The organism is Gilliamella apicola (assembly GCF_003202655.1).
Classification (GTDB): Bacteria; Pseudomonadota; Gammaproteobacteria; order Enterobacterales; family Orbaceae; genus Gilliamella; species Gilliamella apicola_R.
On record NZ_QGLR01000007.1, the window covers coordinates 231,540 to 255,373 of the forward strand.

The window sequence follows — 23,834 nt, forward strand, 5'->3', positions numbered from 1 at the left end:
TCTTAAAATTGCTAAATTCTAGGTATATAACAGGTAAATACTGGACAATGAAATTACTTTTTTCTAAACGTTCGCCTCTGAGTGTTCAATTATTTATAGCACTGGCACTCGCTTTGACGTTAATAGTGTTAGACATCAATTATCGTCCTTTTAAAGAGGTTCGTTATTATTTAGATACTATAGTTTCACCGCTTTATCATGTTTCAAGTGCACCAAAATCATCATTTGATTCCCTATATGAAATGTCAAAAACGCAAGAGACATTAGTTAAGGAAAATGCAAAATTGCAAGAAACATTGATGCAACAAAAAAGTGATCTACTATTACTTGAACATTTAAAGCATGAAAACGATCGCCTAAGAGAACTGTTAGGTTCGCCTTTAAGGCACGATGAACATAAAATGGCTGCTCAAGTACTATTAGCCGATACCGATCCTTATGTTTATCAAGTGGTAATCGATAAAGGTGCAAATAATGGTGTTTACGTCGGTCAACCGGTAGTTGACGAAAAAGGTATTGTTGGACAAATTTATCAAACAGCTCAAGCAACTAGTCGAGCGATATTAGTATGTGATTATCAACATGCAATTCCCGTACAAGTACTAAGAAATGATATATCAATGGTAGCTGTTGGCAATGGATGTAATAAAGATTTAACCCTTGATTTTTTACCTAATAATGTTGATATCAAAGTTGGTGATGTTTTAGTTACTTCTGGGCTTGATGGCCGTTTTCCTGAGGGGTATCCGGTGGCGGTAGTCAGTTCAGTTAAACTTGATATTAGAGATTCTACCCCGATAATTTCTGCTACGCCAACCGCAGATTTAAAACGTTTACGTTATTTATTGCTATTGTGGGGTGAGCAAGGAGTAAAACATGATGGGGAATAATCGAATCAGCATATTGATTATTTGGTTAACATTGCTAATTGGTTTATGTGTACAGATCATACCTTGGTCGCCAGAATATAATATGTTCAAACCTCATTTATTAGTGTTAGTCTTGGCTTATTGGTTAATAGCATTGCCACATCGAGTAGGTATGAGCGTAGCATTTTTATTAGGTATTGTTTTAGACCTATTTTCAGGAACGCTGTTAGGTATTCATGCAATTATATTTTGCTGCGTAGCATATCTGTTAATGTTTAAATTCCAGCTAATTCGCAATTTAGCTTTATGGCAACAGTCAATTATCATATTTGCTGTTTCACTTTGTTACAACTTATTAATATTTTTACTTCAGGTAATTATTTATCATACCGTAACGATTTCACCTTTAATTTTTATATCTAGTTTTGTCGATGGTTTATTATGGATAGTGATTTTTCTATTCTTACGACTGATAAGACGGAAATTTGCTATCAGTTAATAAGGAATCATGATGTCTGTTGAATTATTAATGAATGTTACGCCATCAGAAACTCGTGTGGCATATATTGAAGATGGGATATTACAAGAAATCCACGTTGATCGGGAATCTCGCCGAGGTATTGTCGGTAATATCTATAAAGGTAAAGTCATTCGTATTTTACCCGGAATGCAAGCGGCGTTTGTTGATATCGGGCTTGAAAAAGCTGCATTTTTGCACGCCTCGGATATCATGCCGCATACCGAGTGTGTATCGGATAGTGAACAAGAACAGTTTCAAGTGAAAGACATTTCTGAACTAGTTCGTCAAGGCCAAGATTTAATGGTACAAGTCGTCAAAGATCCTTTAGGCACTAAAGGTGCTAGACTTACTACCGACATCACATTGCCATCACGTTACTTAGTATTGATGCCGGGCGCTAATTCTGCGCATGTTGCAACGTCCCAGCGAATTGAATCGGAAGAAGAGCGGGAAAGACTTAAGAAAATTGTTGAACAATATGTCACTGATGAAACAGGCTTTATTGTCAGAACCGCAGCCGAAGGCGCAAATGCTCATGAACTTGAACAAGACGCTAACTTTTTAAAACGGTTATGGGCCAAAATTCAAGAGCGAATGGCACGGCCAATTAGCAAATATTTAGTTTATGGTGAACTTGCCTTATCGCAACGTGTATTACGTGATTTTGTCGGTGACCCAATTGAACGAATTTTAGTTGATTCAAAACTGACTTATGACTTATTGGTTGAGTTTACTCAAGAGTTTATGCCAGAAGTGACTAACAAACTATGCCATTATCGCGGCAATATTCCTATATTCGATCTATATGATATTGAAAACGAAATTCAACGAGCCTTAGATCGTAAAGTTAAATTAAAATCGGGTGGTTATTTAATTATCGATCAGACCGAAGCCATGACCACCATTGATATTAATACTGGTGCATTTGTCGGTCATCGTAATTTAGAAGAGACGATTTTTAACACCAATATCGAAGCAACGATTGCCATTGCTCGGCAATTACGATTACGTAATTTAGGTGGTATTATCATTATCGACTTTATTGATATGCAAGAAAATATTCACCGTGAGCGGGTATTGCAGTCATTACAAGACTTTTTAGCCAAGGATCGCGCCCGTACTTCGGTAAATACTTTCTCTGGTTTAGGGCTAGTCGAAATGACACGTAAGCGGACGCGTGAAAGCATTGGTCACATACTTTGTGAAGAGTGTCCTGCATGTAAAGGACGAGGAATTGTTAAATCGGTTGAAACGGTTTGTAACGAAATTCTTCGTGAAATCGTCCGAGTATACAAAGCTCATCGCTCTGAATACTTCTTGGTATATGCTTCGGCGGCAGTGGCTAATGCATTAACCACTGATGAATCACACGCATTGGCGGAAGTTGAAGTGTTTGTTGGCAAACGGGTCGAAGTTAAAGTCGAGCCATTGTATATACAAGAACAATACGATGTCGTACTTATGTAATCAAAATTAATTAGTTAAAACAAAACAATAATTTTTACAATTTTATATTTAAAATCATTAGATTAAGGAATTTATGAACGTAACTCAAGTGAGTGAACGGTTACTCAATCCAAATAACTTAAATCAGCAAGATATAGCAAAATTGCTTGATATGCTTAGTTCAAGGCAAATTGATTTTGGTGATTTATATTTTTTATCTGGTTATTACGAAAGTTGGTCACTTGAAGATAGTATCATCAAAAATGCCTCTTTTCATCGTGACCAAGGTGTTGGCGTAAGAGCGATTATTGGTGAAAAAACTGGATTTGCTTATACCGACCAGCTTTCACTAGCTCGTTTAGAGCAGAGTGTTCTGGCAGCAAACTCAATCACTAAACAGCAAACACCGATTGCAGTTACGCCATTTAAAACGGCTAATAATATCATGAAGTACCCTTCGATTAACCCAATAAATACCTTTGCGCAAGAACAAAAAATTGCTCTATTACATCAAGTCGATAAGTTAGCGCGCGCAATTGATCCAAGAGTTATTGAAGTATCAGCAAGTTTAATTGGCAGCTATGAAGATATTCTAATTGCCGGCACTGATGGTACTTTATGTGCGGATATTCGGCCTTTAGTTCGCTTATCGGTATCAGTTCTTGTTGAACAAGATGGTAAACGTGAACGAGGTAGCAGTGGTGGTGGTGGTCGATTTGGTTATGACTACTTTTTAACGACTAATCACAAAACGGGTGAGAGTCATGTAGATAGCTATACCCGCGAAGCAGTTCGTCAAGCCTTAGTTTTACTCTCAGCCAAAGCAGCTCCAGCTGGCACTATGCCAGTTGTTCTCGGTGCCGGTTGGCCGGGAGTATTACTACACGAAGCAGTAGGACACGGATTAGAAGGGGACTTTAATCGTAAAAATAGCTCAGTATTTTCAGGGAAAATTGGCCAACAAGTGACCTCAGAACTCTGTACCATTGTTGATGATGGAACAATTGAAAATCGTCGTGGCTCACTCTCTATTGATGATGAAGGTACACCAAGTCAAAAAACGGTATTAATTGAAAACGGTATTTTAAAAGGTTACTTGTTTGACAAACTCAATGCCAAATTAATGAATTGCCATTCGACTGGCAATGGTCGGCGTGAAGGCTACGCTTGTTTACCAATGCCTAGAATGACCAATACCTACATGCTTGCCGGTAACTCAACTTTTGATGAGATCATCCAAAGCGTAGATTATGGGCTATATGCACCTAATTTTGCCGGTGGCCAAGTGGATATCACCTCGGGCAAATTTGTGTTCTCAACTTCTGAAGCTTATTTAATTGAAAAAGGCAAAATCACCACACCGGTTAAAGGTGCAACGCTTATTGGTTCAGGTATTGAAACTATGCAGCAAATTTCGATGGTAGGCAATGATCTCGAACTTGATCCAGGCGTAGGTGTTTGTGGTAAAGCAGGGCAAAGTGTGCCTGTTGGTGTTGGTCAACCAACTTTAAAAGTGAATAATTTAACCGTCGGTGGTACTATTAACCACAAATAACAATAAATAATGGGAAATTAAGCTAAATGGATACAATCATTACACTCTACCAAGCATTTGTTCATATGGATATCAAAACACTCTCAAATCCAGAAGTGTTATGGATACTATATGGCATGCTATTTGTTATCATCTTGTTAGAAAATGGCGTTTTACCAGCTGCCTTTTTACCGGGTGACAGTTTACTGTTTCTAACAGGGGTATTGATTAGTCTTGATGTTTTTCATTTTGGTCTTATCAACTTAATTCTTATAGCTGGTGCGGCATTCGGCACTTGGCTTGGTTATGCCCAAGGTCGCTGGCTGGGTAATACCAAAATTGTACAAAATTGGATGGCGCACTTACCAGAAAAATATCATCGTAAATCAGAAGTGCTATTCCACAAATATGGCTTACAAGCGTTATTCATAGGTCGATTTATTGCATTTGTGCGTACTTTATTACCGATGATGGCGGGATTATCCGGTTTACATAGCCGCAAGTTCCATATCTATAATTGGATCAGCGCAACATTATGGATATTTTTGATCGTCACATTAGGTTATTTATTTGGTTTATCACCGGTCTTCAAAACCTATGAAAAACAGATCATGTCGTTATTGATGTTAATACCGGTATTTTTATTGGTGTTAGGCTTAATTTTTTCGATTTGGCTAGCGGTAAAACGTTGGTTAAGTAGTAAAAAGCAAGCAAAGCAAAGCGAGTCAGTAAAAAAATAAAAAGGTGAAATTAACCGATAAGCCGGGTTCTGTCGTGGACAATCATTCCTCTAGGCTAATGCTCACGCATTAGCTCAAGCAGTCTACCCGGATTCAACGCGGGCCGCGCCAATGAATCCCTATTTGACCTTGCTCCGAGTGGAGTTTACCGTGCCACAACTGTTACCAGTTGCGCGGTGCGCTCTTACCGCACCCTTTCACCCTTACCTGATCTTATTGCTAAGCCATCGGCGGTATACTCTCTGTTGCACTAGTCGTGAATCTCAGCTCGCGCCAAAATCCCCCAGGCGTTACCTGGCACTCTGCCCTATGGAGCCCGGACTTTCCTCCCCTCTGTTTGTCTCCCTCTTGCAAGGGACTACAACAAAGCAGCGATTGTCTGGTTAATTTCGCCAAAGAGTATAACCTAATAGAGACTTTTGTCCAGAACAGAATAAGGTATATATGAAAGGAATCTAAACAAAAATAAAAAATAATCAGGTTAAATTTGAGAATAACTAACTGAAGCTTCCTAAAATGGCTAAAGTAAATAATCAAAAAGCACATCTAATCAATGTGCTTTAAAATCCTCAGATAATTACCACTTCTTCTCTTTATTGTTTTGTGAATAATCAAACCCGGTTACAACGCCTTGTTTGACGATCACTTCTAAGGTACTTTCAACAATATCGTATGAGGTTTCACCCAATAAAACATTACTGGTTGAACTCTTTTTCAGATATTGGTAAGTCCATTTTGATTCATTCTCATTGATAACAACTTTACTTGCTGGTTCACCAAAAATTAGTAACAGTTGAGCCTCAGGCGTTGAACCTTCGACAATTCTATTAACTTTTTCATAACTCAGAGGTGTACCTTGTTCGAAATAGTTTTTTTGCGAACATGCCGATAATGCCAATGTAAACAACAAAAGCAGCAAGATTTTACTAAAATGTTTCATATGTTATTGCCTATCCAAAAAATTTATAGCCGAGAATAACATATCCTAACATAGGATTAATATTATTAAAGATAAGCAAATGAGATTAATACAAAAAAGATAACGAAAAATAACATATGGAAATAAAACATTAAGTTTCTAAATATTTCCATATGGTTATAAAAAATGTTAACTTGGTAATTTCTGATCAACTGTTTTTTGGTGGATTATCGGAAGTTTTTCGTAAAACTCGCTTAATTGGCTGTCTGGTCATCGAATTAATATAACGGCTTGGCCAAATTTGTGAAGGTTTTAAATTAAGCGCTTTGGCTATAATTGACTCTCCTTTTGTCCATGGTCTGATAAGCGCATTACTAAGTGTTGAGGAACTCAAACCTGATTGGCGGGATAACTCTGCGAGAGTAGTTCCTTTCTTCTTTAATGCGGCAATGATATCTGCTTTATGCCAGTCATTAGATTTTATTTCCATTTTTTTCTTCCTTCTTATTTTATAACCTCGAATATCTATGTTATGCTTTCTAGTTATTAAAACCAGTAAGTTGATAAATTAACTTTAAATACCAATGGTAAGTAGTTTCTTATTATTGTATCAAAGTTTCTTTAATTTCTATAATTTTTTCTTGTTTATTAAGATTGGGATAATTAAAATGAAAGAGTGGTTCTCACCAAAAGAACTATTAAATATTGCAGGGATGCCATCGACAACACAAGGTATCAATCGTAAAGCAAGAACTGAAAAATGGATCTCACGTAAGCGTTCTGGTGTTCGGGGTAAAGCACTTGAATACCATATAAGTAGTTTATCCATTGATGTTAAAAAAGCCTTATATCTCGAAGAGGAAAATGCGACTTATCTCATTGCCCCTATCGATCCACTACAGCTTTGGATAAATGCATTTGAACAACTATCTACAGAAGAACAAACAATTGTCAGTTCATGGCTAATGCGAAACGGTGTTAAAGATTTTATTTCTTTTATTAATAAACAGAAAAAAGATAGTTAGTGTTATTGTATAAGCTGAGATATACTTTAGCGTCAGAAAATTTTAGTATCTATGGAATATTCAATGGAAAATCAGTTTCAATTAACAAGTAGCAAAGACATTATTAATTATTTAAGCCAGCAGTTTCCCAATTGTTTTTCTCTTGAAGGGGAGGCTAAGCCTTTAAAGATCGGTATCTTTCAAGATATTATCACTCACTTGGAAAGCAGTGAATTACTGAGCAAAACCAAACTTCGCGTTGCACTTAGAACCTACACCATGAGTTGGCGTTATCTCTATAGTATAAAAGAAGGGGCCAATCGCGTTGATTTAGATGGTAACGCGACAGAAGTGATTACCAAAGAACAGATGGAACATGCGCAACAACTACTAAAAGAGAGTAAACAACAAGCGAAAGAGCGTGCTAAATTAAAACGCAAAGCAGCTCCCAAACCTACTCGCAAACCTCGAGCTTTGAAAATAGGTGACTCTGTGAAAGTTAATGTTGGTAAAAAACCAATAACCGGACAAATCATCACAATCGAGAAAGATCAAATCAAAGTTAAAGTAGGAACAGGAATGGAACTTACGGTCAAACCTGAGCACATTATTAATCGATAGAGAATTTATATGAATAATTTACTGAAAGGTTTTTTTAAATTCGGTCTCCTTTTATGTATTATTAGTTCAGCTGTTCATGCCAAAGCGCCAGAAACTGAACAAATTCCCGTTTTAAAGCAAGATGAAATACATCAAGTCGTTGCCAAACGTGTGACCAACTTTTTTACCCAATCACATTACCGTGATTTTTCTTTAGATGGCGCATTTTCTGCTAAAATTTTCGATCGTTACTTTAAATTATTAGATGGTAACAAAACCATATTTCTGCAAGATGATGTAAACAAATTTCGCATATACCAAGAGCAATTAGGTCAAGAGTTAACAGATGGCGACCTAAAAACTGCTTACGACATTTATAATCTCTTCTTAAAAAAACGTTACGACCGATATCAATATGCACTTAATGTTTTACAGCGTCCAATGGACTTCACGACGAATGATGAAGTGAATTTCAAACGAGAAGACATCGCTTGGCCAACAACGGAACAAGAACTCGATGACTATTGGGATAAACGCGTTAAATACGATGAATTGAATTTGGCGTTAACCGGAAAAAATGAAAGCCAAATCCGAGAAGTATTAACCAAACGTTATAAGCGTGTGCTAAAAACTATCGTACAATCAAATAATGAAGATTGTTTCCAAGTCTTTATGAATGCGTTTGCGCGAGAAATTGACCCGCATACAAGTTATTTAGCACCACGTAAAAAACGCGATTTTGATTCAGAAATGAGTCTATCATTTGAAGGAATTGGTGCCACACTTAGTCAACAAGATGACTATACTGTTATTATGTCGTTTGTAACCGGTGGTCCAGCTGAAAAAAGTAAATTATTATCAGTCGGCGACAAAATCATCGGCGTAGGCCAAAGCAATTCACCGATTGAAGATGTCATCGGTTGGCGTTTAGATGATATCGTTGATAAAATTCGCGGACCTAAAAATACGGTAGTGAAATTAGAGATATTACCTGCTGGTAATAACAGCAAACCGAAAGTGGTTGAAATTACGCGTGATAAAATTCATTTTGAAGACCGTGAAGCAAAATTAAAAATCATCAATAATAGTCGTGGTAAAATAGGTGTTATTGAAATACCAAGCTTCTATATAGGGTTAAGCAAAAAAGTTAATTCATTATTATTAGAAGCCAATAGTAAAAAATTGCAAGGACTAGTTATTGATTTGCGTGATAATGGTGGCGGTTCTTTAGCGGAAGTTATTGAGTTAACTGGATTGTTTATTGACAGCGGGCCTGTAGTGCAAGTGCGTGATAATCTACAAAAAGTCAACATCTATGACGACAAAAACAGAGGTATTGACTATACTGGTTCAATTGTTGTGATGATAAACCGTTATAGTGCTTCGGCGTCAGAAATCTTTTCCGCAGCCATGCAAGATTATGGTCGCGCTGTTATCGTAGGTGAAACCACTTATGGTAAAGGAACTGTACAAACATCACGAAATATTTCATATCCTGTTGATGCACGCATACACCCTAAATGGCCTGAACTTGGTGGTGCTCAATATACTGTCCAAAAATTTTACCGCATCAATGGTGGCAGTACTCAACTAAAAGGTGTGGAACCTGATATTGAAATGACTAATAGTCAATATGTGGATGAAACAGGTGAACGCTTTTTAGATAATGCTATGCCATGGGATAAAATCCCCTCAGCAGATTATGCAACTGTTGCCAATATTAAACCACTATTAGCTAACTTAAAAGCGCAACACCAAGCTAGAATTGCCAACAATCCTGAATTTAATTATATTGAGGAAGATATCAAGCAATATAATGGCAAAACAAGTGACAAATATACTGTGTCATTAAACAAAAAAGAGCGGGAAACCGAACAAAAAGCTAATGATGAACGTGATTTAAAACGCATGAATGAACGCTTAAGTCGAGCCGGTTTACCAGCAATTAAGAGTTTGAAAGATCTGCCTAAAGGTTATAAACAGCCTGATGCATTTCTCGATGAAGCGGTTGAAATTCTACTTGATCTAATTCCAAATTATCCAAGTATTGAAGCAAATAAAACCCTTGGTGGATTTATTTCCTTAGAAAAAGCAATAGAATAGCGGCAAAATCAAAAGTAAGGAGCCAATATTATGTGTACGAACTTAAAATATGCTTTAGCTACAACCGCGCTAGTTTTAATGGTAATTGCCGTGTTTGGTGCTATCGTTTATATGAATTAAGACTTGATTAATTAGTTAGAGATAATTATAGTATGCACCCTGCTTTCAAAAAGCGGGTGCGAAATTAAGGTGAGGTGTCCGAGTGGTTGAAGGAGCACGCCTGGAAAGTGTGTATACGGCAACGTATCAAGGGTTCGAATCCCTTCCTCACCGCCATTAAAATTCATTTAGTCATTGCAGTAAAGAACTTAAAGGTTCTCATCATTACCGACGGCATAGTTCCATAAAGTTAATGATCTGACGTGACGAGTAACCTCTTCTTCTCCTCGATCTTTCGGAGTTAATATGGAAAACTTACGCACTGTTCAAGATTATATACGCTGGACCACGTCGCAACTTAGTCAATCAGATATCTTTTTAGGGCATGGCACAGATAATCCTATTGATGAGGCTAAACAACTTATCTTAGCTACCCTAGGCTTATCCCTATTTATTCCTCCTGAGTTTTATGCCGCAAATTTGACTAACGATGAGAAACAACAACTAAACGAGATCATCAACAAACGAATTACCGATCGCTTACCAACCCCATACTTAACCAATCAAGCATGGTTTTGTGGACACTGCTTTTATGTTGATGAACGGGTATTAATTCCACGCTCACCAATAGGCGAACTGATTAACAATCAATTTAACGATTTAATCGCTAATCCACCAAATAATATTTTAGATCTCTGCACCGGTAGTGGTTGTATTGGTATTGCTTGCGCCTACGCTTTTCCTGAGGCACAAGTTGATATTACTGATATTTCATTAGAAGCCCTTGATGTTGCGCAAACTAATATTGAAATGCATGATATGCAATATCAAGTCACACCAATTTTATCGGATCTGTTTGATGGATTACCGGATAACAAATACGATCTAATCGTCACCAATCCGCCTTATGTCGATGATGAAGACATGAACGATCTTCCTGACGAATTTTTATATGAACCAAAATTAGCACTTGAAGCTGGATTTGATGGCTTAGATTTAGTAAAAAGAATTTTATATGACGCCAGTAACTATCTAACACCAGACGGTGTATTAGTTTGTGAAGTCGGCAATAGCTGGGTATCTTTACAAGAACAATATCCAGAAGTCCCTTTTAATTGGATAAACTTTGAGCATGGTGGACTTGGTGTATTTTCACTAACTTATAATGACTTAATAGCTTATCAACACTATTTTGAATAAATTAAATATAAAAATAAAAATCGGAATAAACAACTATGGCAGGAAATTCAATAGGTAAATTATTTAAAGTCACTACCTTCGGTGAATCACATGGCACGGCATTAGGATGCGTTGTCGATGGTGTGCCACCAGGAATGAGTTTAACTGAATCCGATATGCAACATGATCTTGATCGCCGCCGTCCTGGTTCTTCTCGTTACACTACGCAACGTCGAGAAGCTGACCAAGTAAAAATCTTATCAGGGGTATTTGAAGGTATTACAACCGGCACCAGTATTGGATTGTTGATTGAAAATACCGACCAACGTTCACAAGATTACAGCAAAATAAAAGATATCTTTAGACCTAGTCACGCTGACTACACCTATCAAAAAAAATACGGTATTCGCGATTATCGAGGGGGTGGTCGATCATCGGCTCGAGAAACCGCTATGCGTGTTGCCGCAGGCGCTATTGCTAAAAAATATCTACATGAAAAACTCGGTATCACCATTCGTGGTTATTTAGCGCAAATGGGAGATATCGAATGCCAATTAAAAGACTGGCAACAAGTCGAGCAAAATCCCTTCTTCTGCCCAGATGAGAGTAAATTAGCAGCGCTGGATGAACTCCTAAGACAACTAAAAAAAGAGGGCGATTCAATTGGTGCTAAAGTCTCTATTGTGGCTGAGCATGTTCCAGTCGGATTAGGCGAGCCAGTATTCGATAAACTCGACGCCGATCTTGCCCATGCCCTAATGAGCATCAACGCAGTAAAAGGTGTTGAAATAGGCGACGGCTTTGCTACTGTCAACAAACGTGGCAGTGAAAATCGTGATGAAATTACACCACAAGGATTCTTATCCAACCATGCAGGCGGTATTCTAGGGGGAATTAGCTCTGGTCAAACCATCATTGCTAACATCGCCTTAAAACCAACACCAAGTATTGAAATTGCCGGCCAATCAATAGATATTAATGGCGAAAGCGTCGAAGTATCAACCCACGGCAGACACGATCCTTGTGTAGGTATTCGTGCTGTGCCTATTGCAGAAGCAATGGTTGCAATTGTCCTTATGGATCATTATCTTCGACACCGCGCACAATGTAGTGAAGTAAAATAATCATGAGTTACGAATTATTGGCTTTACTTTTTCTTATTGCGATGTTGGCTGGCTTTATTGATTCTATCGCTGGTGGCGGTGGATTATTAACGGTTCCAGCACTGCTTGCTGTTGGCTTACCCCCAGCTAGTGCTTTAGCTACCAACAAATTACAAAGCTGTGGTGGATCATTCTCAGCCAGCCTCTACTTTATTCGTCAGCGCATGGTTGATTTAAAACAGCAAAAATGGGCGATAGCCTGCGCTTTTATTGGTTCAGCACTTGGCACATTATCAGTCATGCACATCCAAGCCGACTTCTTAAAATTACTTTTACCAATTTTAACTATCAGCGTTGGACTCTACTTCCTACTATCACCAACAATCGGAGATAGTGATCGTAATAGTCGGCTTTCGGTTTTACAGTTTGCTTTGATTCCTGCGTTGGTTATCGGTTTTTATGATGGATTTTTTGGCCCCGGTGCCGGATCATTCTATGCGCTCGCATATATTACTCTGGCTGGATTTAATTTAACTAAAGCAACCGCCCATACCAAAGTACTTAACTTTACCTCTAATTTAGCCGGCTTAATCTTCTTTATTGCTGGTGGTGAAGTTGTATGGTCTATCGGTCTTGTCATGCTAGTGGGGCAATTTATCGGTGCAAGATTAGGCGCCAAAATGGTTATCGCTAAAGGTCGAAAATTAATAAGACCAATGTTAATTACCGTCTCAACTATCATGAGCATCAAACTCATTTATGAAAACTTCTTCTAGAAGAATAAAAAAGTCTTAATTAACGAATAACCCGGCTCCTCAAAATTTTTTGAGAAACCGGGTTTTTGCTCTTCACAAAGTCTAGATTTTAAATAAATATTAACCCTTTTTTGCGGCTAAAATTAAATAATATAAAAATCAATAGGTTAAATTGAGTCTCAAAAAAAGGGTTTTTTATAGCAAAATTGTCATTTACCTTTATTTGAACAATGATTATATTATATTGGTTTCTAGTTTAACGCCGTGTAGGCGGTTTAGAAACTCATTTTTAGATATATCACGATTATTATTACGTTTAACGCCGTGTAGGCGGTTTAGAAATAGCTCCCTCAAAACTGTTGAAGAGTAAGACGGTTTAACGCCGTGTAGGCGGTTTAGAAAAAACGTAAATACATAAATGCCATCACTTTGAAGTTTAACGCCGTGTAGGCGGTTTAGAAACATCGAAAACTCTGGGACATTGATAGATTTCCGTTTAACGCCGTGTAGGCGGTTTAGAAATGAGAGCCAGTTAACAACCCCTCTTGACCTCTGTTTAACGCCGTGTAGGTGGTTTAGAAAAATTGGTTTTAAAGACTCTTTTAAACCATCCCGTTTAACGCCGTGTAGGTGGTTTAGAAAAGAATTAACGAAAAATAATTTTTCAACTAATGGTTTAACGCCGTGTAGGTGGTTTAGAAATACACGGCAGTAAATTTCAAAAATATCTTTTTGTTTAACGCCGTGTAGGTGGTTTAGAAAAATCTGCACCAAGTGGGGCTTCAAGGTCTTTTATTTAACGCCGTGTAGGTGGTTTAGAAATATCAACACTAATCAATTTTAGCAATGCAAAAGTTTAACGCCGTGTAGGCAGCAAAATCATTTGTATCTTCTTTTGGATAATTATAGTTATTTAAAAAAAGATCGTTTTTTACACAAAATGATGTTAATTTATCACCATTATAAATTGAATTTATTTTCTAAATATCATGGATTTGATTCATTCGTCTGATCTTAAAACCATTCTACATTCCAAGCGTGCAAATATCTATTATTTGGAGCATTGTCGAGTTTTAGTCAATGGTGGTCGAGTTGAATATGTGACCGATCAAGGGCAGCAGTCATTATATTGGAATATTCCAATAGCCAATACCAGCTGTATTTTACTTGGTACAGGTACTTCATTAACTCAAGCTGCGGTGCGTGAACTTTCTCGAGCAGGAGTTATGATTGGCTTTTGTGGGGGAGGGGGAACGCCTCTATTTTCCTCGACAGAATCGGAATTTGCCTGCCAATTCTTTTCACCGCAAAGTGAATATCGTGCAACCGAATATCTGCAAAGTTGGTGTCAATTCTGGTTTGACGATAATCTCCGCCTACAAGCTGCGAAAACCCTTCAACAACAGCGACTCAAAATCATTCAACAATGTTGGCCGAAATTTGATTGGCAAGTTGACGATAAGCAACTCATTACGCTGTTAAACGATGCTGAAAAACAGTTCAATGATGCTACAACAAGTCAAGCATTGTTAGCTGCAGAAGGACGTATTAGTAAACGTCTTTATGGTGTGGCAAATCAACTTACTTTACAAGATGATAATTTTAAAAGGGAGCAAGGTTCACGTGGTAAGCATTATGATCCTGCTAATCAATTTTTAGATCATGGTAATTATTTAGCTTATGGATTAGGTGCAACAGCTTGTTGGGTATTAGGCTTACCACATGGTTTGGCTATATTACATGGCAAAACCAGACGTGGGGGGCTAGTATTTGATGCGGCTGATATTATTAAAGATGGCATTGTGTTACCACAAGCTTTTATATCAGCTAAACAAGGTGATAGTGAAAAAGAGTTCCGACAGGCATGTATTTCTCAATTTGCACAGTTAGGTGCACTGGATATGATTATTGATACATTGAAACAGATAGCAGATAAAACATGAATATTCTACTGGTTAGCCAATGCAAGAAAAATGCATTAACTCAGACACGTCGTATTATCGATCAGTTTGCTGAACGTTGTGGTGAACGAACTTGGCAAACGCCGATGACTGCCGATGGTTTACAGACACTGTATAAATTATTACGTAAAACAGCGCGAAAAAATACTGCCGTTGCTTGTTACTGGACGCATGGAAAAAATCTAACCGATCTACTCTGGATTGTTGGCGATAAAAGTCAATTTAATCAACAAGGCCGAATACCAACTAATCGTACTAAGCGCAATATATTACGCAATGATAGTGAAAATAGTTGGCAATATGCCACATCTATCCAACTTATCGCAACCATTGCTGCGCTATTGCATGATTTGGGTAAGGCGACAGTCGGTTTTCAAGATAAATTACGTAAAAGTCGATCGGCAGGTGATCCGTATCGTCATGAATGGATTTCATTACAGTTATTCTTATTGATGATTCGTGATTGTACCACTAATCAAGAGGTTTTAACCCGTTTAGCTAATTTTGCCGATTATCAACAACTTAAACCAGATTGGCATCATGATCTTACTAGCACAGAGAATAATGACCTCTCTCAATTACCATTATTAGCCCAATGGATTGGCTGGTTAATTGTGTCACACCATCGTATGCCGTTTTTAACTTCTGTTAGTAAGAAAGATATAGAAAATAAAGATCCAAAAAACGACATAAAAAATCAAGAAATGGATATTTCGGGATTAACTATAGATGACTTCTTTAGTACTTTTACTGCGGTTGAAAACTGGGTTAGAAATAGTAATATTGAAGACAGCGCCGATTTTTGGCAACTTAAAAGTGATATAACCCTAAGCCAATCTTGGCTTAAAAAATTAAGTCGCTATGCAAGCAGGGCAATTCATCACACTCCTTTAATGCAACTAACCAATGTTGATTCATTATTATTACATTTATCACGATTAAGCCTTATGGTTGCTGACCATAACTATTCCAGCATATCAATCAATGACAAAGAAGCCCAAAGGGTTGAAAATATTCTTATCGCCAATACCAATAAAAGCCAGCTAGCCAATCAACGCTTAGATGATCATCTATTAGGTGTTGCTAATTTTACCGCTCGTTTTGCTCGCTTGCTACCTAAAATCAACACTGAATTACCAGCAATTAATCAGCATAAACCATTTACGCAACGTACTACCATTAAACGCTTTCAATGGCAAAACCATGCTTTTGATTTAGCTAAAAGTTATCAACAATTAAGTGATGATAATGGCTTTTTTGGCGTCAATATGGCATCGACCGGCTGTGGTAAAACCTTAGCTAATGGGCGAATTATGTATGCATTATCAAATCCACAGCGTGGGGTTCGATTTACGATTGCTTTAGGATTACGTGTATTAACCTTACAAACTGGTAAAGCGTTACGAGAAAGATTGCATTTGACCGATGAACATTTGGCTATTTTGGTTGGTGGTCGGGCAACAAAGACCCTATTTGAGTTAGAAAATCAAGCGAAAATTGATAGAAATAAAATTGATAAAAATAAAAATGATAAAGATAAAGATAAAGATAAAGATAAAGAGATTAATCCCGAAACTCTTGGTTGTGAATCGACAGAATCATTAGTCGATGAATATATTGATGTGGCAGAGAGTGGTATTGCTGACTGTGAACTCGGTACCATTATCGAAAATAGTAAGGCTCATCAGTTGATCTATGCGCCGATTGTGACATGTACCGTTGATCACTTAATGCAAGCTAGCGAATGTCTCAGAGGTGGCAAATATATTGCCCCTACCTTAAGGTTGCTTACCGCTGATTTAATTTTAGATGAACCGGATGATTTTGATCAGCGAGATTTACCTGCTTTGGCAAGGTTAGTTCATTTAGCGGGGCTTTATGGCAGTAAAGTGTTACTCTCATCAGCCACTTTAACGCCAGACCTTATTGCTGGTTTATTTGATGCTTATCAAGCCGGCCGCAAAATTTGGAATCAGAATACAGGAAGGTCTAATCAGGAGATTATCTGTGGATGGTTTGATGAATATCAGCAGTCAGTTGAACAAATAGCTGATACTGTTAATTTTAAACATCATCATATGCAGTTTATCAAAAAAAGAATAGCGAAGTTGCAGCAAGGGACAATTCGTCGTCGAGGACAAATTTTAGAATTATTAAATTACTCATTCAATAAAAAAGGAAATTCAGATCTAGGCTATGCTTTATTGGCACAACAATTATTAGATCAAGCTTATCATTTCCATTTAGATCACCATCAACAAGATCCGCAAACCAACAAAAAAATTAGTCTCGGTTTAATGCGCTTTGCGCACATTGATGATGTGATGTTGCTCACTAAGCAAATCTACCAGCAAACTGAGTTACCGGCAAATGTTCAATTTCATCTGGTGGTTTATCATGCCAGACAACTTCTACTATTGCGCAGTCAATTAGAAGAAAAATTGGATAGAATTTTAAACCGTGGTGATGCTAATAAATTATTTCAACAACCTGAAATCCGTGCAGCAATAAAAGACAGTGATAAACAACATCACATATTTATCGTTATCGGTACACCGGTTACTGAAGTTGGACGTGATCATGATTATGATTGGGCAATTGTTGAGCCATCTTCAATGCGTTCAATTATTCAGTTAGTAGGACGAGTTTGGCGTCATAGACCGGAAAAAATAGCCGAAAGTGCCAATGTGGCGATTCTAGGCAGTAATTTAGAAGCGATGAAAAACGGCAACAATTTAGGTGTTAATAGCGCTTGCTTTACTAAACCGGGGTTTGAACAAGAACCATTATTTTTGTTAAAAACACATAAGACTGAGCAACTGATAACGTCAGAACAATTAAAAAATATTATTGCGATTCCTCGTATTATGACTGATTCGCAAGCAGGCTTAACACTAGCAGAATTAGAACATAAGGTTATGGCAAATTTGTTTCCAATCAATGCTTGTAATAGTAATTATGTTACCAGTTATTGGCAAACTGATTTGGCACATCACCATTGTGTTCATCTACAGTTAATCTCGCCTTTCAGGCTGCAAGAGCAACCACAAGATGAGTATATTTGCCAACTTGATGACAACGGTGAATACCAATTTAGTTATGCCGAAATTGCTTGGCAAACGCCAAACGAACAGTGTGAGGATACACAAAATTACAATTTTAAATATGATCATTGGCAATTTAGCAATCCACTGATACAGCCATGGCTTACCAATACCGTTGAGCAAGCGATTACTCAAATAGCAGAATATTTTCCAGATAAAAATCATTATCGGCTAGCTAATGAATTTTGTACTATTAATCTGAATAGCGAAACACGCTGGTGCTTTCATCCCTATTTTGGTTTTTATAAAGATAGAAGCTAAAAGAAAAGGTTATTTATTATTTTTTAGAAAAATTTATATTTAAAAAAGTTTTTTCCTCAACTATTTTTATAGGAAATAATCAGCTGAGTTATGCATGCTAGTAATGTTTGAGTAATTACTCTATACTTAACTGCACTGCCGTATAGGTAGTTTAGAAACATAAAATTTTATTTTGTTTTTGTTACGTTACCGCCGTATAGGCGGTTTTCCACTCCCATAATATTTTATATTAATTTTAATAATCTATCCCCATAACATTTTGTATTTGGTTTTGTTAAAATAATGATTGACGTTTGGGATTTACTAGTGATATATTTTATTTGTGATCAATTCACAGCATTTGAAACAAAGTAGGATTTCCCCAGACGCTCTACCATCTGGGGAGGTCGTTTAATCTTAAATAATATAGGAACTAAACGATGGTTAATAATACATTTTTGATAATACAGAGTCAATTTTCTGATGAAAAGAATGAGTTAATTAAATTAAAACAATTTGTAATAACTGATTCTTCTGCGAATGATGAAATATGTTTTGACATTTCAAAGAGACGTAATTTCTATTCAATAAAAGATATAATGAAAATATTAAATATATCGACAAGTAAAGAGGTCGAAAGTTTAATTAAGAAATTAGACTTGAATCAAACTACATACTGTCGTATTAAGAATAATGAGTGGTTTTATAATATGGATGCAATCAATAGATTAAGTTCATATTTGAAATTTAGAGTAGCATAAAAACGAAACAAAAGGCTTATACTTAATTGTATAAGCCTTTTTTGTTTTGTATTCATAAATATAAGGAGGGCCAATGAATCATATTTCTTGGCAAGATATAAGAAAGGTCATTGTCGACTTTCTTCAGCAACGGCTTGCTAATAACAGCAGTTATAAAAGTGAACTGACCAAATTAGAAAAAGCCAAACAGGCAGGCGATCAAAAGACTGTTAATGAATCTCAACAAAAGATTTTAGAACTTAGTAATAGATTTGATTTTGAAACTTGGATGGAAGATGCCGCTACACGTCGTTATTCTTGGATCCTTATTGCGACCCACCTGTCAAAAGGTATTCATCCAAGCTCTAAAGGAAGTAATGCGAATTACAATACTCAAATAAAACCTGATGTTTTCAATAATTTTATCTCATCTGCAACAATTGATAAGTTACCTTTTGATGCAACAGGTGGTGCATCGGCATTAGATATTTTTGGTCTACTGAAACAGGTTGTTAAAGATGATATAACTATTCTACAGTTAATTATTAACCGTTATCCAGAAGTTAAAAAAGCCTTATCAGATGATGAAAACAAAGCAACTATTTATTTAGAAAATTTCAGTAAATTTCTTACTGATAATTGGAGTAAACCGCAAGCTTCTGAGCTTAATAAACAATTATATTGGCCGAATAGTGAAGAGAGTTATTTATCACAAAAGGAGGACAATTATCGCTTATTGATTCCATTGCATCCATCATCTTTATGCCATCTAGTTTACCAAAAAATACAGGCTAGATTTTCAGAAGAAAATAAACAAGCACGCGAACAAAGACGAATAAAGAATATTGAACACAAATCTTATATATCTTTTCATGATCTTGCTGTCGTTAAATTGGGTGGAAGTAATGCGCAAAATGCTAGCCAACTTATAGGTAGCCAAATGGGACGTAATTTCTTATTGCCTTCTTTGCCTCCTCAATTTAGTAAAGCTTCTTATCCATCACTTTCAAATGAACAAGAAACTATTTTTAACAGATCTTTACAATATTATTGTCGATTTGGCTTCAAATTATTATTTGAAACCATTAATGCTGAAAAAAATGATTTTTCTCGAAGAAGCAACAGAAGAGAATCTTTTTTTCTGATTTTAACGATGATTTTTAAGTATGTTAAACATCTTCAAACGTCTAAATATGCAGGTTGGAGTCGTGAATCTTCATTAAAATTAGAACAGCAACTTTGGCTTGATCCGAATAGAGCAAATCTAGTTGGCGAAGAAAAATTTAAACAAGAATATGATCGAGTTGATTGGCAAGTTAATTTAGAGAGAGAGTTTGCTTTCTGGATACAAACAATTCTAAAAGACCAGTTTGCTCACATATCAGAACAATTTTCAGACCCAGAATTTGAAGAATGGCGCAGAGAGTTCCGAGCTGTATTAAAATCCAATAAACCACGAGGTAGGAGGATAAATTAATGGCAACTTTAAAATACTATCTTCTATTTGACCATGTTAAAATCCATAATGCCAATGCCATTTCTAGCCCATTAACTTATGGTTTTCCGGCTATCTCGGGCTTTTTAGGCGCGATCCATGCCTTAAATCGAAAAATTGAGTCGGATGATCCTATTTATTTAGATGGCGTATTAATCGCTTGTCATGAGTGTGATGTACAAGTTTATCGACCTAATAATTATACTGACTATACATTTCGACTCACTCGTAACCCACTAGCTAAAAATGGAGATACCCGCTCGATTATCGAAGAAGGACGGGTTGATCTTGATGTTTCTTTAATTGTTGAAGTGAAAATTGAAGGACGTAGGGCATTATTTAGTAAGGAGCTACAGCAACAATTCGTCAAACAAATTGAGCAAAAAATTTACCAACAACGTATTGCTGGTGGTTATATTACTGAAATTGCTTCAATAGAGTTATATTCTTCTTCTAGTGCAGAAGATCGAGATATATTAATTAAAGCTTTATTACCAGCATTTGTTTTAGTAGAAGCACAGCAAGAGTTACAGGAAATCACCGCCGAGCTACAACAAAAAGATCCGAATGCTACTGCACTTGATGCGTTAGTTGAAACTGCCATGTTGCATCATCATCCGCAAGAAAAAGAGCATTGGCAAACCACATCGGTCAAGCAGGGACGAGGTTGGTTAGTGCCGATACCTCTTGGTTATCAAGCTATTTCACCACTGTTTGAAGCAGGAACGGTTGAACATGCCCGTAGTAATCAACATCCAACACAATTTGTCGAATGTATTTATGGATTAGGTAAGTGGGTTTTTCCACTAAGGTTACAAGAAAATTTATCACAAGCATTTTGGCGTTATAAATGCAGCGAACTGCAATCGAATGGCGCAGATATTTATATTATTAATCAAGATTAATTAAACAAGTTTAGCATTGAAAAAAGGAATGAATTATGAGTAAAGATAAAATCACTACCGCATCAGTATTAGCCTTTGAACGTAGTTTTGATATTTCTGATGCCATTTTTGCCCAACAAAAGAGCCATGATGACCAAAAGTTAACACCAGTTTTATTATCTGAAAAATCTGTTCGCGGTACCATTTCGAATCGGCTTAAAAATGCTTTAGCAAATGATCCGGCTAAATTAGATGCTGAAATTCAAAAAGCTAATTTACAAACAGTCGATGTGGCAGCGCTTGATGCCGATAAAGATACCTTAGTGGTTAAATGGAGCTGTAAAGTACTACCTTTCTTAGGTTCGCCATCAGTCTGTAATGATATTGATTACCAAGAAGAGTTAACCAAAACGACTCAAAGCTATATTAAGGCTGAAGGGATGCAAGCACTAGCTAAACGTTACGCTATCAATATATTGAATGGCCGTTGGTTATGGCGTAATCGTATGGTTGCTGAACAAATCAGTATTAGCATTACTCGTAAAAAAGATGACAAAATAGCAACGATTGAAGTGAGTGATGTTAAACAATATCAATTAAATTCATTTGATTATGATGATAAATCGGTAAATGACCTCGCTGCTTTGATTGAGGCAGGCTTATTAGGCAAAGAGTTTGTTATTTTCGATATTCAAGCCAAATTAAAAATGGGATTGGGGCAAGAGGTCTATCCATCACAAGAATTGATTTTGGATACTGGTAAAGAAAAAAGTAAAGTCCTGTATGAAAAAAATGGTCAAGCAGCAATGCACTCGCAAAAAATCAGCAATGCCATTCGAACCATTGATACTTGGTATGCTGAAAACGCCGAGTTCCCAATTGCTATTGAACCTTATGGTGCAGTTACCACTATGGGACATGCTTTTAGACAACCTAAACAAAAACAGGATTTTTATACCTTATTTGATAATTGGGTACTCAAAGGTGAAAAACCAACGCTTGAACAACAACATTATGTTATCGCAGTTCTGATTCGTGGTGGTGTATTTGGTGCTAGTGGTAAGGAGTAATATTATGCTTACTCACTATTTTGAACTACGGGCAATTCCGCAACTGGAGATAACTGAAACTGAAGTGATTAATCAAGTTATGCAATCACTTCATCAGGTATTAGTTAACCATCAAGGCAATATTGCGGTTAGCTTTCCTTGTTATAATGTCCACAGAACATTAGGTGGAATTATCCGGTTATTTGGCGATGAAGCGCAGTTGCAACAATTTAAAACGGCCTTACAACAGCAGGCCGTAGTTAGTGATTACACCTTATCCTTGCCAATAACATCTGTACCAACTAGTGTTAAAGGTTACCTACGCTTAATTCGTATCAATCCTAAAGGACAAAGTGCTTTAAGACGAGCCGAAAAACGTTTAACCGCACAAGGTAAATGGTCAGCCGAGGTAAAAAGTAAAATGGTTGAAAAATGGGGCAGCGTTCATTTGAACTATCCACACCTCCATTTTGCTAGCAAAAGCACAGGGCAACATTTTATTATGTGGCTGAAACAACAAAAATGTGCAACACCTGTGCAAGGTATATTTAACAGTTATGGACTAAGCAAAACAGCAACCGTCCCTGATTTTTAAATTGATTGACCCTTTTTTTAAGACGATTTTTAACTTATTGATTATTAATAATATTAAAATCAGTCCAAAAAAAGGGTCAAAATCATAAAAGTTAGCAAAAATTCTTTTACAATAAAGAAAAATAAACAAAAAAGTTCTAGTTAAATACCGTGTAGGTAGTTTAGAAACGGCGATGATTGATATCGGTAAACGTAGAGCTGTTAAATACCGTGTAGGTAGTTTAGAAATGGCGTAGGGATAGTGACCCGAAGGGCGAAAAGTTAAATACCGTGTAGGTAGTTTAGAAATTTGAAGCAAAATATGACCACATGATAAAAATGTTAAATACCGTGTAGGTAGTTTAGAAAATATTTCATAATGCGATAGAGTAATTTACGGCGTTAAATACCGTGTAGGTAGTTTAGAAAACATGTGAGATAGCGAGTTCTGATCGATGGTGGTTAAATGCCTGTAGGCAGTATGTCGTTTCTCAAGAAATTGAGAAACGATATTTTTTAATGCTAAACTCTCTTGCAAAGCTACCAATGGCGATTTTAAAAATATAATCCCATTAATTGTTAATTGAAAATTTTTATTCTTTTAAACGAGGTAGTATTCCATTTTGGATGGTTTAACATATCCATATTCTTTGATTTTTATCTAGATTACTATCAAAAATATGATCTTTTATCCTTATTGGCAGTATGATTTTTCATCAATAAACTACAATTACTTTTACTTGAAAGTTTACATATCTTAACAACTTTATTTTATGCAACGTTTGCCAGAATTATCTAATTTCCTTATAATCAAACCGCAAATTTTTTGAAATCTTTAATATAAAACAAGAATATACAAGACAAAAAGCTGAAAAAATGTTAAAATACAGTTGTTTAGTGGCCAGCCAGCCAGCCAG

At 36.5% G+C, this 23,834-nt stretch carries 20 protein-coding genes, 1 tRNA gene, 1 other RNA gene and 2 CRISPR repeat arrays; of the genes, 19 read left to right on the forward strand and 3 right to left on the reverse strand.

Annotation, left to right across the window (positions count from 1 at the left end):
* Window positions 1-47: 47 nt before the first annotated feature.
* From mreC to DKK70_RS03935, 5 genes are all read left to right on the forward strand, one after another.
* On the forward strand, window positions 48-890 hold the full coding sequence (mreC, locus tag DKK70_RS03915) for a rod shape-determining protein MreC (RefSeq protein WP_110432814.1): 843 nt from the start codon (window positions 48-50) through the stop codon (window positions 888-890).
* Window positions 877-1,368, forward strand: coding sequence for a rod shape-determining protein MreD (gene mreD, locus DKK70_RS03920; protein ID WP_110432815.1), 492 nt, complete (start codon window positions 877-879; stop codon window positions 1,366-1,368). The genes mreC and mreD overlap by 14 nt, the downstream gene beginning before the upstream one ends.
* Before the next feature lie 12 nt (window positions 1,369-1,380).
* Window positions 1,381-2,856: a ribonuclease G gene (gene rng / locus DKK70_RS03925; RefSeq protein WP_110432816.1), complete on the forward strand. Its 1,476-nt coding sequence runs from the start codon at window positions 1,381-1,383 to the stop codon at window positions 2,854-2,856.
* A gap of 73 nt (window positions 2,857-2,929) precedes the next feature.
* Entirely contained in the window at window positions 2,930-4,390 is a 1,461-nt protein-coding gene (tldD, locus tag DKK70_RS03930) for a metalloprotease TldD (protein ID WP_110432817.1), read from the forward strand.
* 26 nt (window positions 4,391-4,416) lie between these two features.
* The gene (locus DKK70_RS03935) at window positions 4,417-5,109 is read left to right on the forward strand and encodes a DedA family protein (protein WP_110432818.1); all 693 of its coding nucleotides are present in this window, start codon (window positions 4,417-4,419) and stop codon (window positions 5,107-5,109) included.
* Between the two features lie 2 nt (window positions 5,110-5,111).
* Here DKK70_RS03935 and rnpB read toward each other — a convergent pair.
* The 3 genes from rnpB to DKK70_RS03950 form a co-directional block, all read right to left on the reverse strand.
* Window positions 5,112-5,500, reverse strand: an RNA gene (rnpB, locus tag DKK70_RS03940) — RNase P RNA component class A.
* A 186-nt stretch (window positions 5,501-5,686) separates the two neighbouring features.
* Window positions 5,687-6,049, reverse strand: a complete 363-nt coding sequence (locus tag DKK70_RS03945; RefSeq protein ID WP_110432819.1) for a hypothetical protein — start codon at window positions 6,047-6,049, stop codon at window positions 5,687-5,689.
* Window positions 6,050-6,236: 187 nt separating this feature from the next.
* Window positions 6,237-6,518, reverse strand: a complete 282-nt coding sequence (locus tag DKK70_RS03950; RefSeq protein ID WP_110422807.1) for a helix-turn-helix domain-containing protein — start codon at window positions 6,516-6,518, stop codon at window positions 6,237-6,239.
* A 178-nt stretch (window positions 6,519-6,696) separates the two neighbouring features.
* On the opposite strand from DKK70_RS03950, the gene DKK70_RS03955 reads away from it, so the two are divergent.
* From DKK70_RS03955 to cas6f, 14 genes are all read left to right on the forward strand, one after another.
* Window positions 6,697-7,053, forward strand: coding sequence for a DNA-binding protein (locus tag DKK70_RS03955; protein ID WP_110432820.1), 357 nt, complete (start codon window positions 6,697-6,699; stop codon window positions 7,051-7,053).
* Window positions 7,054-7,116: 63 nt separating this feature from the next.
* Window positions 7,117-7,653, forward strand: a complete 537-nt coding sequence (gene proQ, locus DKK70_RS03960) for an RNA chaperone ProQ (protein ID WP_110432821.1) — start codon at window positions 7,117-7,119, stop codon at window positions 7,651-7,653.
* Window positions 7,654-7,674: 21 nt separating this feature from the next.
* Entirely contained in the window at window positions 7,675-9,735 is a 2,061-nt protein-coding gene (prc, locus tag DKK70_RS03965; protein ID WP_375334968.1) for a carboxy terminal-processing peptidase, read from the forward strand.
* 30 nt (window positions 9,736-9,765) lie between these two features.
* Window positions 9,766-9,855, forward strand: a complete 90-nt coding sequence (cydH, locus tag DKK70_RS03970; protein ID WP_110432823.1) for a cytochrome bd-I oxidase subunit CydH — start codon at window positions 9,766-9,768, stop codon at window positions 9,853-9,855.
* Window positions 9,856-9,923: 68 nt separating this feature from the next.
* Window positions 9,924-10,011, forward strand: a tRNA-Ser gene (locus DKK70_RS03975).
* A 129-nt stretch (window positions 10,012-10,140) separates the two neighbouring features.
* A complete protein-coding gene (gene prmB, locus DKK70_RS03980; protein ID WP_110432824.1) occupies window positions 10,141-11,034 on the forward strand; it encodes a 50S ribosomal protein L3 N(5)-glutamine methyltransferase in 894 nt (297 codons plus the stop codon).
* Window positions 11,035-11,069: 35 nt separating this feature from the next.
* Window positions 11,070-12,137: a chorismate synthase gene (gene aroC, locus DKK70_RS03985; RefSeq protein ID WP_110432825.1), complete on the forward strand. Its 1,068-nt coding sequence runs from the start codon at window positions 11,070-11,072 to the stop codon at window positions 12,135-12,137.
* Window positions 12,138-12,139: 2 nt separating this feature from the next.
* Entirely contained in the window at window positions 12,140-12,892 is a 753-nt protein-coding gene (locus tag DKK70_RS03990; protein ID WP_110432826.1) for a TSUP family transporter, read from the forward strand.
* A gap of 233 nt (window positions 12,893-13,125) precedes the next feature.
* A CRISPR array of direct repeats spans window positions 13,126-13,693; the repeat unit is 28 nt; unit sequence GTTTAACGCCGTGTAGGCGGTTTAGAAA.
* 167 nt (window positions 13,694-13,860) lie between these two features.
* Window positions 13,861-14,814, forward strand: a complete 954-nt coding sequence (gene cas1f, locus DKK70_RS03995; RefSeq protein ID WP_110432827.1) for a type I-F CRISPR-associated endonuclease Cas1f — start codon at window positions 13,861-13,863, stop codon at window positions 14,812-14,814.
* Complete coding sequence (gene cas3f / locus DKK70_RS04000; protein WP_110432828.1) at window positions 14,811-18,197, forward strand: type I-F CRISPR-associated helicase Cas3f; 3,387 nt, start codon at window positions 14,811-14,813, stop codon at window positions 18,195-18,197. The genes cas1f and cas3f overlap by 4 nt, the downstream gene beginning before the upstream one ends.
* A gap of 813 nt (window positions 18,198-19,010) precedes the next feature.
* Window positions 19,011-20,393 carry a type I-F CRISPR-associated protein Csy1 gene (gene csy1, locus DKK70_RS04010; RefSeq protein ID WP_110432830.1) on the forward strand — a complete coding sequence of 461 codons (1,383 nt, stop codon included), beginning with the start codon at window positions 19,011-19,013 and terminating at the stop codon, window positions 20,391-20,393.
* Window positions 20,393-21,316, forward strand: a complete 924-nt coding sequence (gene csy2, locus DKK70_RS04015) for a type I-F CRISPR-associated protein Csy2 (protein WP_110432831.1) — start codon at window positions 20,393-20,395, stop codon at window positions 21,314-21,316. The genes csy1 and csy2 overlap by 1 nt, the downstream gene beginning before the upstream one ends.
* Before the next feature lie 35 nt (window positions 21,317-21,351).
* On the forward strand, window positions 21,352-22,365 hold the full coding sequence (gene csy3, locus DKK70_RS04020) for a type I-F CRISPR-associated protein Csy3 (protein ID WP_065614520.1): 1,014 nt from the start codon (window positions 21,352-21,354) through the stop codon (window positions 22,363-22,365).
* Window positions 22,366-22,369: 4 nt separating this feature from the next.
* Window positions 22,370-22,939 carry a type I-F CRISPR-associated endoribonuclease Cas6/Csy4 gene (cas6f, locus tag DKK70_RS04025; protein ID WP_110432832.1) on the forward strand — a complete coding sequence of 190 codons (570 nt, stop codon included), beginning with the start codon at window positions 22,370-22,372 and terminating at the stop codon, window positions 22,937-22,939.
* Window positions 22,940-23,078: 139 nt separating this feature from the next.
* Window positions 23,079-23,346: direct repeats of the CRISPR family, unit length 28 nt; unit sequence GTTAAATACCGTGTAGGTAGTTTAGAAA.
* Window positions 23,347-23,834 lie beyond the last annotated feature (488 nt).